This is a genomic window from Arthrobacter sp. zg-Y844 (genome assembly GCF_024385465.1).
Classification (GTDB): Bacteria; Actinomycetota; Actinomycetes; order Actinomycetales; family Micrococcaceae; genus Arthrobacter_B.
The window spans coordinates 43,514-57,946 of the sequence record NZ_JANFLS010000004.1 but is presented as its reverse complement, the minus strand read 5'-3'; the positions used below and the strand labels follow the sequence as shown (position 1 = coordinate 57,946).

The following is a 14,433-nucleotide window of genomic DNA, read 5'->3' as shown; positions in this document are numbered from 1 at the left end:
GCAGCGCGGGAATCCTGACAAACTGCAGGGAAACCCGCTTTCCGGCGACCTTCAGCCCAAGCACGCCGGTTAAACACAAGAGCAGGACGGGAGATCCCGTCCTGCTCTATGTAGTATCGGCGCTAAGCGGCCGTTACAAAGTCTCTAAGAAATTTAGAGGGCCTGGATGTTCGAGGCCTGCGGGCCCTTGGGGCCCTGCTCGGTGTCGAAGCTAACCTTCTGGTTCTCGTCCAGCGACTTGTAGCCGTTGGAGTTGATCGCGGAGTAGTGAGCGAAGACGTCGGCGCTGCCGTCGTCGGGCTCAATGAAGCCGAAGCCCTTTTCGGAGTTGAACCATTTCACGGTACCTGTAGCCATTTTTTTAATTCCTTCTGCATTCGAAACACATCCCGACTTTCGGGCGGTTTCAGTCGCGGTGTTCCTTTACCGCTTCTACAGAAAAAGCAGCTAGACCAATTGGGTTTCGCCACTTGAAATACAAAATGCGCAACACAACAACTGCGTTTCAGCCTACACGAGGTTTGCCCGAGCGCCTAATCCACTCCCCCGCGCCCTCCGTTTACCTGATCAGGCCCTTGGTACGGGCCTCAGTGATCCAAGCTGGATTCTCGTCGAGCATGGCGTCGAACAGGGCTTCGTGCCGTGGTCGGCGTCATGCCTTGACCTACTCGGGAAGCACCAGCTCACGCGGAATCCGGGACGCGTTGGTCACCCTGAGCAGCAGCTGGGGAGCAATGAGCTCACCCCGGCGCAGAACGCTGACCTCGCCCGTGGGCTCCAGGATCGCCGCTGCCACTTCGGTCAGGTTCCGGATGCCGGACTGCCTCAGCTTGAAGAACAGCTCCTCTTCCAAGATGTGCGCCTTTTGCAGACCCTCCTGCACCACTTCGCTTCCGGCCATCAGGAGGATCGGCCGGCTGGACAGGTAGGCTCCGTGCCTGCTCCGGCGAAGGTAGCCCTCCAGGCGCAGCATCCCGAACATGGTGGCCAACCCGATAACGCCGGCGGCCAGGGTGGGCGTGTAGCCGAGGACCACCCGGCCGAGCACACCGCCCAGTGCAATGACGATGGCGCGGTCCAGCGTGGACCAGCTAGCCAGCGCGCGCTGCCCCAAGCCGCGCACCAACAGGGAAAAGGCTGCGTAAATGCCGAGGGCACTCAGTACAACCCAAAGAGCTTCGGACGGGGTGATGCCGAGGTTGTGCCACACGGCGCATCTCCTTAGCTTCCGGTGGGGACCTGCCGGGACTACCGAAGATGTTATTGGCCGGGGCGGGCCGATCATAGGGGCCGCCGGGGGTCGGCCGGGACTTCACGCGAAAACGGAAGCTCCGCTGTGGGCGGCCGCCATTTCCCGTTGCGCCGGCGTCAGCCGCTGCAGCGCACCCGTTGCGCCGTCGACGAAGGCCAGCGTGGTTTCCGCGCGGACACAGGCCTGCTGTGTCACCGGGTCATGTATGACGTAGGAAAGCGTGAGGCTCGCGCCCTTGACCGCACTGATCCAGACGTCGACGTCGGCCGGGATGTTCCGGTAGGTCAGCTCCGCAACGTACCGGACACGGTGTTCGACGACGAGGGACTGGGTACCGGGCGGAACATCGCTGAACAGCGGAACAGCCGGCTTGTGCCCCGGCCCTCCCGTTCCGCCGGGAGGGCCGAAGGCATGCACGCGGGCTTCCTCGAGAATGCGGACAATCTCCACGTTGTTGACGTGGCCGTACGCATCCATGTCCCCCCAGCGCATGCCGACGGAACAGTGGATGACGTGGGGCTTAGAACTCATCCTTCATATCTAGCACAGCAGCCGCAGGCCACCGTGGATGAGGCATGGTTCAGGCGCGGACCGGCAGCGCCGCATCCGCAAGCAGCTGGAAGGAGCGGAGCCGCGATTCCAGTGTGGCGGTCTGAGTGGCAACGATCAGTTCATCGGCCTGCGCATGCCCGGTGAACCAGTCGAGGTAGTCCCGGACTTCCTCGGGGTTGCCGACGGCCGAGTAGCGGCCCATCTGCTTGACCTGCTGTCCGCCCGGTGACTGAAGGATGGCATCCGCCTCTTCATCGGTGAAGGTACGGCCCCGGCCGAAGAGCTGGGTCACGCGGCGGCGCTGCGAATCGGCGAACATCTGCTGCGCCTCTTCGGTGGTCTCGGCGGCCACCACGTTCACGCCGGCAATCACGTACGGCTCGGCCAGCTGGGCCGAGGGCTTGAAGTCGCGGCGATAGATGGTCACTGCGTCCTGCAGTGCCTGCGGAGCGAAGTGCGAGGCAAAGGAGTACGGCAGGCCCAGGGCCGCGGCAAGCTTGGCGCCGAAGAGGGAGGAGCCAAGGATGTACAGCGGCACGTTGGTGCCTGCTCCCGGCGTCGCGTTGATGCCCGGGATGAGGGTGTTGCCGCTCAGGTATCCCTGCAGTTCCTGGACATCCTGGGGGAAGCTGTCCGAGGACATGTGGTCCCGGCGCAGCGCGTGCAGCGTCTTCTGGTCCGTGCCGGGAGCCCGGCCGAGCCCAAGATCAATGCGGCCCGGGAACAGCGTTTCGAGGGTGCCGAACTGCTCCGCAATGGTCAGCGGAGCGTGGTTCGGCAGCATAACGCCGCCGGCGCCGAGCCGGATGCTCTGGGTGTGAGCGGCAATGTAGCCGATCAACACACTGGTGGCTGAGGAAGCGATGGTGGGCATGTTGTGGTGCTCGGCGTACCAGATGCGGGTATATCCGAGCTTTTCCGCTTCCTGTGCCAGCGCCAGTGAAGAAGCAAAGGAATCGCGTGCGGTCTCGCCCTCATCGATGATGGCGAGATCGAGAATGGAGAGCGGAACAGTCATTGAAGCGTGCCTTTCAGTTGCTTGCGCTCCGGACCTTTTTGTCCGGGCACGCTAGTAGCAACCCCGACACAGCCCGGGTTATTTCATCCGGGGGCCTGCCTGCAGCAACGGCCGGGTCACGCCGGTCCGCGTTGTCCGGCCAGATAGCGGGCCAGCCGCTTAAAGGACTCGCTCCACGCGCTTTCATATCCTTCGATGTCCCTGCCTGCACCGAAGGGACCCTCCCGGAATGTCATGCGGGTCACGGGGGGCCCTTCCTCGACGTCCATGGCCTGCAGCTCGACATTGAGCACCCGCTTCGGACCCGCCGGAGCACCGTCCGGCTGCTGCCACTGCTGCGTCACTCCCAATCGGTGCGGCGGATCGAGGACCAGGTATTCACCGCCCCACCAGAGTTCGTCGCCGGTGGCAGGATTGATCATGCACGCCTGGTAGTCCCCGCCAACGTGCTGATTGGCGGAGATGCGGTCCGGCGGGACGATAAAACCTGCCGCGCCCCACCAGGAAGTAATTCGGGCCAGATCGATCCAGGCCTCGTAGATGGCGGTGGGGCCGGACGGCAGATCCCGCACCATGTGCAGGAAATCCTCCTCCGGCAGCACGCTATCGGGAAATTGGTCACTCATTCGACGCTCCTGCCTGCAGGGGGGTGGCACGGCGGGATCCCCTTCCAGTGTGGAACCCGAGGGAGGCACGCACAATCCCGAAACGGTGCACAGCCAGCGGCTAGTTTGGATGCTGTGAGCATCCATATCGGAACATCGGGCTGGGCCTACACCCACTGGCGCAACGTGCTGTACCCCAAGGGCGTGCCGGCCCGGGTATGGCTGGAAAGGTATGCGAGCGAATTCGACACCGTGGAGTTTAACGGCAGCTTCTACCGCTGGCCCCGCGAGGAGGCGTTTGCCGCCTACCGGGACCGGCTGCCGGAAGGGTACGTTTTTTCGGTCAAGGCTCCCCGGGGGCTGACCCACGGGCGCAAGCTGCGGGATCCGGATGAGTGGGTCGGCCGGATCGAGCGCTGTTTCGCCGCGCTGGGAGACCGCAGCGGAGTGTTCCTGCTTCAGCTTTCCCCGGATATGGAGCGCGACGACGACCGCCTGGATTACCTCCTGGCGAAACTCCCCGACAACATCAGGGTGGCTGTGGAGTTCCGGCACGACAGCTGGAACGACGACGAGGTCTTCCAGCTGCTGGAACGCCACGGCGCCGCCTACACCGTCATGAGCGGGGCGCACCTGCCGTGCACCCTGCGCGCCACCGCCCCGTTTGTGTACGTCCGGCTGCACGGACCGAACCCCGAGCAGCTCTACGTCGATTCCTACACCGAGGAAGACCTGCAGTGGTGGGCGGCCCGGATCCGCGAGTGGGAGTCCGCGGGCAAGGACGTTTACGCCTACTTCAATAACGACCTCGGCGGACATGCGGTCCGGAACGCCTGGCGGCTGCGAGAACTTACATCGATGTGATTCCTGACATACTTGGACGCCGTACTTCCCACACGCACCAACGGAACGGCAACTAAGCAATGACAGATCAGACGTACAAAGTGATCGCCATGACGATCTACATGCTCGCCATGCTGGCGATTGGCTGGTGGGCCTACCGCAAGACCAACAGCCTGGACGACTACATGCTCGCGGGACGGGACCTGAAGCCCGGCGTCGCGGCCCTCAGCGCAGGCGCCTCCGACATGTCCGGCTGGCTGCTGATGGGCCTGCCGGGCGCCATCTACGTTTCGGGATTGGTGGAAGGCTGGATTGCCGTCGGCCTGACCGTCGGGGCCTGGCTGAACTGGAAGTTCGTGGCACCCCGCCTCCGCGCCTACACGATGGTCGCGAACAATTCCATCACGGTGCCCAGCTTCCTCGAGAACCGGCTTCGGGACCGCTCACGGCTCCTCCGAGTGGTGTCGGGCCTGATCATCCTGGTCTTCTTCACGTTCTACGTCTCCTCCGGCATGGTCGCCGGCGGCGTCTTCTTCGAAAGCTCCTTCGGCTCAAGCTATGTAACCGGCATGCTGATCGTTGCCGTCGTCACCATTGCCTACACGCTCTTCGGCGGATTCCTCGCCGCCAGCTACACCGACGTGGTGCAGGGCCTGATGATGGTGGCCGCCCTGGTACTGGTTCCCGTGGTTGGCCTGGTCAACGTGGGCGGCTTCGGCGGCATGACCGACTCCCTCCGCGAGGTGAACCCGGACATGCTGGACCCGATTGCCGGCGGCACAGCGCTGGGCATCATTTCCGCACTCGCCTGGGGGCTCGGCTACTTCGGCCAGCCGCACATCATTGTCCGCTTCATGGCGCTGCGCTCCCCCGCCGATGCGAAAGCAGGCCGCCGGATCGGCGTCGGCTGGATGCTCTTCAGCGTGATCGGTGCCGTTTTCACTGCGCTGGTAGGCGTGGCCTACTTCCAGCAGAACAATCTGACCCTGGACGAACCGGAAGCGGTCTTCCTGAGCCTCGCCCAGGTCTTCTTCCACCCGCTCGTGGCCGGCTTTGTCCTGGCCGCGGTGCTGGCCGCGATCATGAGCACCATCTCTTCCCAGTTGATCGTGACGTCCTCGGCGCTGGTCGAAGACCTGTACCGGATTGCGCTTCGCCGCGAGGCCTCCCCGCGGTCCCTGGTGATGCTCGGCCGGCTTGGCGTCCTGGTGGTTTCCGTGATTTCCATCCTCATTGCGCTGGGCCGCAACGACACCATTCTTGACCTGGTGGGCTTCGCCTGGGCCGGATTCGGCGCTTCCTTCGGACCGACCATCCTGCTGGCCCTGTTCTGGCGGCGGCTGAGCACTGCCGGCGCCCTGACCGGCATGATTGCCGGTGCCGTGACCGCCTACATCTGGGGCAGCGTGGATGCGCTCTCGGGAACCCTGTACGAGATTGTTCCCGGCTTCGTCATCAACGTGGCCCTGACCGTGGTGGTCAGCCTGCTGACCCACAAACCCTCACCGGAGATTGACGCCGAATTCAACGACGCCGTCCGGCTGGCGAAGGAACCGGCACAGGAACCCGAGCCGTCAGCAGTCAGCTAGGAACCCCGGACCCGTAAGGCCCGAGCGCCTTACGGGTCCGTCAGATTCCCAGTGACTTCAGAGTGCCCTGCAGGGTCTCGGCCGAGGCCATGAGCTTCCCGGTCTCGGCCTCGTCCAGCGGCATTTCGAGCATCTTGTAGACCCCGTTGTGGCCCACGATGGACGGGAGGGACAGCGCAACACCGCTGATCCCGTACTCCCCCTCCAGCGTGGCCGCAACGGGCAGGACGGCATTTTCGGCATTCAGCACCGCTTCGATGATCCGCACTCCGGCCAGGCCGATCGCGTAATTGGTGGCCCCTTTGCCCTCGATCACCCTGTAGGCGGCGTTGACGACGTCGTCCGTGGCGGCGGCAAGGAACTCGTCGGTAAAGACCTGCCTTCCGCTGATCTTCCAATCCCGGATGGGCACCGGCCCGATGGTGGCGTTGGACCAGACAGGGAACTCGCTGTCGCCGTGTTCGCCGATGATGGTGGCATGCACGCTGGTCATCAGTACGTGTGCTTCGCGCGCCAGCAGCAGCCGCAGCCGGGAGGTGTCCAGAACCGTGCCCGAGGAGAAGATCCGGTTGCGCGGCAGGCCTGCGATCTTCTGCGCCGCAACGGCAAGGATGTCGGCCGGGTTGGTCACCATGATGTAGACCGCGTCCGGAGCCTGTTCCATCAGCTGCGGCATCAGGTTCTCCAGGATCCGCACGTTCGCGCCGGCCAGGTCCAGCCTGCTCTGGCCCGGCTGTTGCCGGGCACCGGCGGTGATGACTATGACGTCAGCCCCGGCCAGGTCCTCGACGTTGCCTCCGCCGGTGACCGTGTTGGCGCCGGTGAACTGCGTGCCGTGCGCCAGGTCCAGCCCCTCGGCTTCTGCCCGGACGGCGTCGATGTCGTAAATCGCAATCTGGCGGGCCGTGTCTCGGATGATCGCCGCGTACGCCAGTGAGGTGCCGACACTTCCGGCTCCCACGATTCCAAGTTTTGTGACGGGTCGGGTGGTGATATTGGCCATCTTGAAGCCTCGCTCACAGTAGGAGGGAACCCCTCTTGAACTATAGGCTCGGGGCTCACCCGAACGGAACGGCCGGAGCTCCCATCCCCCATGCGGAAGGGGGAAGCCGGCGTCAGTCCGGGGCGGGACGGAAGCGGCTCAGGTAACCGGCACGGGATGCCTGGATGTGCGCTTCCATCAGCTCCGCAGCCCGGGCTGCGGAACCGGCGTCGACGGCGGCCATGATCCGGCGGTGCTCGCTCCAGGAGTCCTTGCCGCGGGAGCCGACGTCGGCCGCGTAGAGCCATTCGATCTTGCCGGCGAGCTGGCGCAGCAGCGCCGTCAGGGACCGGCTGTCCGCGAGCGCCGCGACACCGAGGTGGAACCGCACGTTCAGGTCCGGCAGCAGGTCAAGGCGTCCGGCGGCAACGGCCGCATCGCCGGCGTCGAGGATCCGGGCCATGCCGCGCCGCGCGTCCCACCACGTTTCATCCGGTGCTCCGGCGCTGAGCTGGCGGGCAGCCCGCTCAGCGGCCCGGCGCGCGGTCGCAGCTTCCACCACCGCGCGCACTGCGAAAAGGTCATCCGCCTCCTCCACCGGTATGGCTGAAACCGTTGATCCGGCGTAGGGCCGCGATTCCACGAATCCCTCGGCTTCCAGCGCCCGCAGCGCCTCACGCACCGGGACCCGGGACATGCCGTACTTCGCCGCCAGGGCCGCTTCCGTGATGCGCGTACCGGGGTTCAGGCGGCCGAAGATGATGTCCTGCCGGAGGGTGTCCCGAACGCGCGAGGTGCCGTCAGCGCCCGGCTGCATACCCCTGCGCTCCCCGCGGATTCGCGGCTGCCTGCAGGAGGCCCGAAGCCGGCTCGCGGACCACCGAAGACAATCGCCCCAGCGCCCAGTCCCCGGCCCGGGTCACCACGTGGCCCCGGGATTCGAGCTCGGCAATCACGTCCTCCCCCAGCCGGTCTTCGACCACTGCGCCGCCGGGTGTCCAGGTGCGTGGCCAGAACGAACCGGGAATGGACGTGGTGTGCAGGGCGGGGGCGTCAATGGCCTGCTGCGGGGTGTACCCGCCGACGATGGTGCGCAGCAGGTACAGCAGCTGCCACTGGTCCTGCTGGTCCCCGCCGGGCGAACCCAGGGCAACCACCGGTTCGCCGTCCTTCAGCACCAGCGTGGGGGTCAGGGTGGTGCGGGGCCGTTTCCCCGGCGCCAGGGTGGACGGCGCGCCCTCTTCCAGCCAGGTCATCTGCAGCCGGGAGCCCAGGCAGAAACCCAGTTCCGGGATGGTCGGCGAGGACTGCAGCCAGCCTCCCGACGGAGTGGCGGAAACCATGTTCCCCCACCGGTCGACGACGTCGATGTGGCAGGTATCCCCGCGGGTCTCGCCGGTGGGCATCACTGTCGGTTCGCCGACGCCGGCAAAACCGGCTCCGCCCGCACCGGCCAGGGCGGGCGGCAGGTAGTCGGTGCGCAGCGGCGGCACAAACGGCGTGTGGCCCGGCACCGTGCCGGGTCGGAAATCGCGGGAAGCGAGGTCTGTGATGAGCGCGCGGCGTTCCGCGGCATATTCCTCGCCCAGCAGGTAGTCGAGGGGGACCTGCGCGTCACCGTAGTACGCCTCGCGGTCCGCGATCGCCAGCTTCTGGGCCTCCAGAATGGTGTGGGCGCCCAGCACGGTGGAAGGATCCAGCCGCTCGTCATCGAAGCCGGCGAGGATGGCCAGGGTCTGCAGCAATGCCGGTCCCTGCCCCCAGGCCCCGGTTTTGGCAATGGTGTGGCCGCGGAAGTCGAAGGTGACAGCAGGTTCAAATCCCGCTTCGAAGGCCGCGAAGTCTGCGGCGGTAATAACGCCGGCATGGTCTGTGCCCGATGAGTGCCGGTGCGGTGCGGCCGTGAAATCGGCGGCAGCGCGCGCCACGAAGCCTTCGCGCCATTCGCGCCGGGCGGCATCGATCCGTTCAGCCCGGCTGCCCGCGCCGGAGCCGGCCTCCACCAGGCGGTCCAGCACCTTGGCATAGGCCTCGTTGCGGATGAGGTCTCCCTCCCGGGGCACACGCCCTTCAGGCATCCACTGCGCGGCCGAGGTGGGCCAGTGCTCGGTGAACAGCTCCGCCACGGACTCGATGGTGGCGCCGACGCGGCCCAGGACGGGGTGGCCGCTGCGGGCATAATCCACCGCGAAGGCCAGGACGTCGGCAAGTTCCCAGGTGCCGTGCTCCCGCAGCAGCAACAACCACGCGTCGACGGCGGCGGGAACGGCCGCGGCGAGGGCACCGGCGCCCGGGACCAGTTCCAGGCCTTCGGCGAGGTAGTGCTCCCGGGTGGCTGCGGCGGGAGCCGGTCCCTGGCCCATCAGCACCATCGGTTCGCCGGGGTTCTCCGCCGTCGCGAAAACGCCGGTCATGTCCCCGCCCGGACCGTTGAGGTGCGGTTCCACGACATGCAGCGCAAAGGCGCCAGCTACCGCGGCGTCGAAGGCGTTTCCACCGCGCTCAAGCACGGCCTGCGCCGAGGCCGTGGCAAGCCAATGCGTCGAGGCAGTCATGCCGAAGGTGCCCTGCAGGGTGGGACGGGTGGTGAAGGGAGCAGGCGCTGTGTAGGTCAAAGGGGGCAGCTTTCAGCAGACGACGGAGGTAGGGGAATCCTTGCATCATCTGGCGCAATTTTGAATACAATCGGACATTCCGCCACCCGTTCGTATACGGACGGCTGCCTAAGGAGACATTCCGCCAGTGAAACGATTGAACGCCGTACCAACCGAACGGGTGCATTTATGGCTGATGCTGGCCCTGACCTTCTCCACGGGGGTGGTCGACGCCGTCGGTTACCTGGGCCTTGACCGGGTCTTCACCGGAAACATGACGGGCAACGTGGTGCTCCTGGGCATGGCCTTTGCCGGCGGTGCCGATCTGCCGATCCTGCGCCCTGTCCTGGCGCTGGTCTTCTTTATGCTGGGTGCGGCCCTGGCCGGACGGATGCTGCGCAGGGAGCCGGAGGGCTGGTCCGGGCGGACCACTCTGTCACTGATGGTGGTCGCCGGTGTCATTACCGCACTGGCCGTCCTCACGGCCGTGGTGGATGTGCAGGCCAGTTCGCTTTTGGGCAGCGTCACGACGTCGGCTCTCGCCATCTCCATGGGGATCCAGGCCTCCACCGCCAAGCGGTTGAAGGTCGCTGAGATAACGACAGTGGTGGTGACCTCAACCATCACCGGGCTCGCCTCGGATTCGCGGCTGGCCGGCGGGGACAGCAAGCACTGGATTCGCCGTGCCCTCGCAATTGCCCTGATTCTGCTTGGGGCGGTGGCCGGCGCTGCTGCCCTGCAGGTCGGGCTCTGGCTGGGGTTGACCATCTCGGCCGTCATCTCAATAACGGTGGCCGTGACCGGTTACGTCCGCCACCACCGCGAACGCGCCGCGGCCGGGGTTTCGGCAGGCTAAGGCGGGCCCCGGAAGGACACTTCCTCTCCGGTACAGGGCTGCGGATGCCTTCCGGGGGTTACCAGCCGGGAACCCGGCCTTAGGCTTGGAGGAACGCTTGATCCAGCGCTTCCCAGGTTTGACCGGTGTTCCGGTTCGGCCGGGAAGCTCCATCCGTTGAGCCCCGCTTCCGGCTCGACGCGGAGGCCCCTATGGACAGCTTTACTCCCAGCACCGATCCCGTGCTCAACAGCGTTGCCCTCTCCGCCCTCGTGGCGCTGCTTCCGCTGCTGACCTTTTTCTTCCTGCTCGCCTTCGCCAAGACGCGGGCGTACGTGGCCGGAGCGTGGGCACTGCTGGTGGCCCTCGCCGTCGGCGTCTTCGGTTTCGGCATGCCTCTTGGACTCGCCCTGCTCTCCGCCACACAGGGGGCGGCTTTCGGGTTGTTCCCGGTGGTCTGGATCATCGTGATGGCCGTCTGGCTGTACCAGGTGACGGTACTCAGCGGCCGGTTCGAGGACCTGAGAAGGGTCTTCGACGCGATCGGCGGCGGGGACCTGAGGGTGCAGGCCATCCTGGTGGCCTTCTGCTTCGGCGGACTCCTGGAAGCGCTTGCCGGGTTCGGCGCCCCGGTGGCCATTACCGTGACCATGCTGCTGGCTCTGGGCATCGCCCCGATCCGGGCAGCCACGGCGGTGCTGGTGGCCAACACCGCCCCGGTGGCCTTCGGCGCCTTGGCCATCCCCATCACCACCGCCGCCAATCTGACCAACTACACCGGCGACGAGATCGGTGCCGTGGTGGGCCGGCAGACACCGGTGCTGGCACTGTTTGTCCCGCTGATCCTGCTGTTCATCCTGGACGGCCGCCGCGGCCTCCGGGACTGCTGGCCCGTAGCCCTGTTCACCGGCGTCGTTTTCTCCATCTTCCAGTTCCTTTGCTCGAACTATTTCTCCTACGAGCTCACCGATATCGTGGCCTCCCTCGTGGCCATGCTGGCCGCCGTGGGGTTCCTGCGCATCTGGCATCCGCGCAACGGAGCCGAGGCGGGCCAGCGGATGAAGGCGGAACTGGCCGAGGCACGGGCCGATGGATGGACGCCCTCGGGGACCGGCGCGGCGTCGGACGTGCTGACCGCGGCGGATGACACCGCCGCGGACCGGTTAACCCCGTCCCGGGCGTGGATGGCCTTGTTCCCGTATGTGGCGGTCATTGTCATTTTCGGCTTTGTGAACCTCTGGACGCTGGGCGTCGACGTGCCCGAAGCACTCGCGAAGACCAACATCGAGATCCCCTGGCCGGTGCTGCACGAAGCCCTGCTGGACAGCAACGGCCAGACCCAGTCCTCCACGATCTATTCCTTCGAATGGCTGATCAGTCCGGGTACGCTGCTGCTGATCACGGGCCTGATAGTCGCCCTGGTCTACTCGCGCTTCAATGAAAACGGCCGGTATCCGCTGACCATGGGAGCGGCGGTGCGGGAAATCTGGACGACGGCGGTGCGGATGCGTTCCGCCGCGCTGACCATCCTTGGCGTGCTGGCCCTGGCGTACGTGATGAACTTTTCCGGACAGACGGTATCAATCGGTACGTGGCTCGCGGCAACCGGCGGCTTCTTTGCCTTCCTCTCCCCCGTGCTCGGCTGGATCGGCACGGCGGTGACCGGTTCGGATACCTCCGCGAATGCGCTTTTTGCCAAGCTGCAGCAGACAGCCGGAATTGAAGCCGGCCTGGATCCGCAGCTGATGGTCGCCGCCAATACCGGCGGCGGAGTCATGGGGAAGCTGATCAGCCCGCAGAACCTGGCCATCGGGGCTGCCGCGGTGAATATGAGCGGGCAGGAATCGGTGCTGCTTCGCAAGGTGATCGGCTGGAGCGTGCTGCTGCTGCTCGCCCTGTGCATCCTGGTGTATCTGCAGTCCACCCCCGTCCTGGAGTGGATGCTGCCGTAGCTCCGGGGTCCTCCTCCGGGGTCCTCTTGGGAACCGGACGGTTCCGGGTCCGGAGCGGAACCATGGACACCGGTTTCCGCGGTCGCTAGGGTAACGCGCATGACTCCGGACCCCGCCGAAACGCCTTCCGCCCCCGCGCAGCTACTCGCGGATTTTTCGCTCGAGATGACAGGGAAGGACATTGGCGCACTCCAGGAAGCGCAGCCTTCCATTCCCTCGGGGACGCGGATCAACGTCACGTTCCTGGGTAATGAGGACCTCCCGATGCGCGTCGCCGCCGCTGCGGCCGTCCGGGCCGGCGGATTCGTTCCCGTTCCGCATATTTCCGCGCGGCGGCTGGAATCCCGGGAAGACCTCGGCAAGTTCCTGGTGGCACTCGAGGAAGCGGACGCAACGCGTGAGCTTTTTGTGGTCGGCGGAGACCCGGTGTCCCCGCTCGGCCCCTTTCCGGACGCATTGTCCGTGATCCGCAGCGGACTGCTGCCCGGGCACGGTGTCCGGGCAGTGAGCATCAGCGGCTATCCCGAGGGTCATCCGGACATTGGTACCGACACCCTCTGGACCGCCCTGGAAGACAAGATCCAGGCGCTGGATGAGACCGGTTTGGACGCTTCGATCACCACGCAGTTCGGCTTCGACGTGGCTCCTGTCCTTGCCTGGCTGGAGGAACTCCGCAGCCGCGGAGTGAGTGCACCCGTCCGGATCGGCGTCCCCGGACCCGCCGGCGTGAAGCGCCTCCTCGGTTACGCCCGCCGGTTCGGGGTTTCCTCCTCGGCCGGGATCGCCCACAAGTACGGGTTTTCCCTGACCAATCTGCTGGGCACGGCAGGCCCGGACCGGTTCATCCAGGACCTGGCCGAGGCTCTTTCACCCGCAGTCCACGGTGATGTCCGGCTGCACTTCTACACCTTCGGCGGGATCAAGGCTACGGCGGATTGGGTACATGGGTACCGCCGCTGAACTCACCCGGACCGTGGCAGGAGCTCTTCCAGATTAGGTTCCTCCTCGATTAGTCCGCGGTCGAGCGAGATGCGCATGACCTCCTCCAGCGAATCCTGGTTGATCTCGCCGTAGTACCTGGGCAGGGTCAACTCCTCGATGACGTCGGGTTCCAGCGAGGTGTAGCTCGGCAGGACGGCGCGTACCTCGTCAGGATTCTGATCGGCATATTCCAGCGAAGCCGTCATGGCACGGACAAACTTCTCCACGGTCTCCGGGTTCTCCTGCGCGTACTGGTCCGAGGTGAAATAAACGGCCACGGTGAGGTCCTTGATGGGCTCCGCGTAGTTCGAGAACACCGGAACGGCGCCCTGCGCCTCGGTGATGGTCACAAAGGGTTCCACTGCGGCAATGGCGTCCACGTTGCCGCCATCGAGCTGGGCCGGCATGTCGGGAAACTGCATCTCGACAAACTCGATGCTCTCGTAGTCACCGCCGGCCTGCTTCACTGCTTCGGAAATGGTGGAGTCTGAAATGTTGTTCAGCGTATTCACGCCCACCCGCTTGCCGGCCAGGTCCTCGATCTCCTCGATCCCGCTGCCGGGAAGCGTCATCACCGACGCGAAATCCGCATCGACGTCGCCGGTGGTGCTGGCGCCCGGGGCCACCATCTGGAGCGGCAGGCCCTTGGACTTACCCACGATCATGGAGGTTACGTTGGAGAAGCCGAACGCCATCTGTCCCGAGGTGACTGCCGGGACAATCGCCGCGCCGCCCTGCGCAAGCGTCAGGGTCAGTTCCAAGCCTTCGTCCTCGAAGAATCCCTGCTCCACCCCCAGGTAGATCGGCGCCACGTCCACAATGGGAATGACCCCCACTTCTATGGACACCAGGTCCTCGCTGGCTCCGGTTTCGTTTTCAGTCTCGGACGACGGCGAACCTCCGCCGCATCCCGTAAGGCCCAATAGGCCCGCTGCCAGGACCGCAGCAACACCGGTTTTCCTCATCGTGCCCTCCAGTTTTCACTAGCCGGAGGCAAGCCAGGTCCCGGCCGCCCTGTCGGTAGCTGCACCCTAGCCGTGTTTAGCCTGCTCGGCCAGCGAGGTATTCGGCGGGCCGCGGGAACCCTGCCGCCGGGGGCTCCGGGTGTCGACTCTCGACAGCACTCGAAGATGGCCCTAGGGTCAGGTCAATCCGTGCTGCTTCTCCGCGGGTGGGCGAGGGACGGCAAGTGGATTCCGTGGTCCGCCGGCGGAGGCGCGGCTTGCGGAG

At 65.7% G+C, this 14,433-nt stretch carries 14 protein-coding genes; 5 read left to right on the top strand and 9 right to left on the bottom strand.

Annotation, left to right across the window (positions count from 1 at the left end):
• Positions 1-153: 153 nt before the first annotated feature.
• The 5 genes from NNX35_RS12715 to NNX35_RS12695 all read right to left on the bottom strand — a co-directional run bounded on the left by NNX35_RS12715 (position 154) and on the right by NNX35_RS12695 (position 3,448).
• Positions 154-357, bottom strand: coding sequence for a cold-shock protein (locus NNX35_RS12715; protein WP_146362594.1), 204 nt, complete (start codon positions 355-357; stop codon positions 154-156).
• Positions 358-664: 307 nt separating this feature from the next.
• The gene (locus tag NNX35_RS16210) at positions 665-1,210 is read right to left on the bottom strand and encodes a YetF domain-containing protein (protein ID WP_255766888.1); all 546 of its coding nucleotides are present in this window, start codon (positions 1,208-1,210) and stop codon (positions 665-667) included.
• A gap of 102 nt (positions 1,211-1,312) precedes the next feature.
• The gene (locus tag NNX35_RS12705; RefSeq protein ID WP_255766887.1) at positions 1,313-1,783 is read right to left on the bottom strand and encodes a thioesterase family protein; all 471 of its coding nucleotides are present in this window, start codon (positions 1,781-1,783) and stop codon (positions 1,313-1,315) included.
• A gap of 49 nt (positions 1,784-1,832) precedes the next feature.
• Positions 1,833-2,822, bottom strand: a complete 990-nt coding sequence (locus NNX35_RS12700) for an LLM class flavin-dependent oxidoreductase (protein WP_255766886.1) — start codon at positions 2,820-2,822, stop codon at positions 1,833-1,835.
• Between the two features lie 116 nt (positions 2,823-2,938).
• Positions 2,939-3,448 carry an SRPBCC domain-containing protein gene (locus NNX35_RS12695; RefSeq protein ID WP_255766885.1) on the bottom strand — a complete coding sequence of 170 codons (510 nt, stop codon included), beginning with the start codon at positions 3,446-3,448 and terminating at the stop codon, positions 2,939-2,941.
• A 114-nt stretch (positions 3,449-3,562) separates the two neighbouring features.
• On the opposite strand from NNX35_RS12695, the gene NNX35_RS12690 reads away from it, so the two are divergent.
• Together NNX35_RS12690 and putP are read left to right on the top strand one after the other, a co-directional pair.
• Positions 3,563-4,291: a DUF72 domain-containing protein gene (locus NNX35_RS12690; RefSeq protein WP_255766884.1), complete on the top strand. Its 729-nt coding sequence runs from the start codon at positions 3,563-3,565 to the stop codon at positions 4,289-4,291.
• A gap of 59 nt (positions 4,292-4,350) precedes the next feature.
• The gene (gene putP, locus NNX35_RS12685) at positions 4,351-5,859 is read left to right on the top strand and encodes a sodium/proline symporter PutP (RefSeq protein WP_255766883.1); all 1,509 of its coding nucleotides are present in this window, start codon (positions 4,351-4,353) and stop codon (positions 5,857-5,859) included.
• Between the two features lie 40 nt (positions 5,860-5,899).
• On the opposite strand, the gene NNX35_RS12680 is transcribed toward putP, so the two are convergent.
• The 3 genes from NNX35_RS12680 to NNX35_RS12670 form a co-directional block, all read right to left on the bottom strand.
• Positions 5,900-6,862, bottom strand: coding sequence for an L-lactate dehydrogenase (locus NNX35_RS12680; RefSeq protein ID WP_255867968.1), 963 nt, complete (start codon positions 6,860-6,862; stop codon positions 5,900-5,902).
• A gap of 112 nt (positions 6,863-6,974) precedes the next feature.
• Complete coding sequence (locus NNX35_RS12675) at positions 6,975-7,658, bottom strand: GntR family transcriptional regulator (RefSeq protein ID WP_255863526.1); 684 nt, start codon at positions 7,656-7,658, stop codon at positions 6,975-6,977.
• The gene (locus NNX35_RS12670) at positions 7,642-9,396 is read right to left on the bottom strand and encodes a gamma-glutamyltransferase family protein (RefSeq protein WP_255868149.1); all 1,755 of its coding nucleotides are present in this window, start codon (positions 9,394-9,396) and stop codon (positions 7,642-7,644) included. Before NNX35_RS12670 ends, NNX35_RS12675 begins: the two co-directional genes overlap by 17 nt.
• Positions 9,397-9,583: 187 nt before the next feature.
• On the opposite strand from NNX35_RS12670, the gene NNX35_RS12665 reads away from it, so the two are divergent.
• From NNX35_RS12665 to NNX35_RS12655, 3 genes are all read left to right on the top strand, one after another.
• Complete coding sequence (locus NNX35_RS12665) at positions 9,584-10,291, top strand: YoaK family protein (RefSeq protein ID WP_255867967.1); 708 nt, start codon at positions 9,584-9,586, stop codon at positions 10,289-10,291.
• Positions 10,292-10,482: 191 nt separating this feature from the next.
• Entirely contained in the window at positions 10,483-12,222 is a 1,740-nt protein-coding gene (locus tag NNX35_RS12660) for an L-lactate permease (protein WP_255867966.1), read from the top strand.
• A 99-nt stretch (positions 12,223-12,321) separates the two neighbouring features.
• Positions 12,322-13,182 (top strand): methylenetetrahydrofolate reductase, encoded by an 861-nt coding sequence (locus NNX35_RS12655; RefSeq protein ID WP_255863528.1) that lies wholly within the window; start codon positions 12,322-12,324, stop codon positions 13,180-13,182.
• Positions 13,183-13,184: 2 nt separating this feature from the next.
• Here NNX35_RS12655 and NNX35_RS12650 read toward each other — a convergent pair whose 3' ends face one another.
• Positions 13,185-14,168: an ABC transporter substrate-binding protein gene (locus NNX35_RS12650; RefSeq protein WP_255867965.1), complete on the bottom strand. Its 984-nt coding sequence runs from the start codon at positions 14,166-14,168 to the stop codon at positions 13,185-13,187.
• Positions 14,169-14,433: the final 265 nt, after the last annotated feature.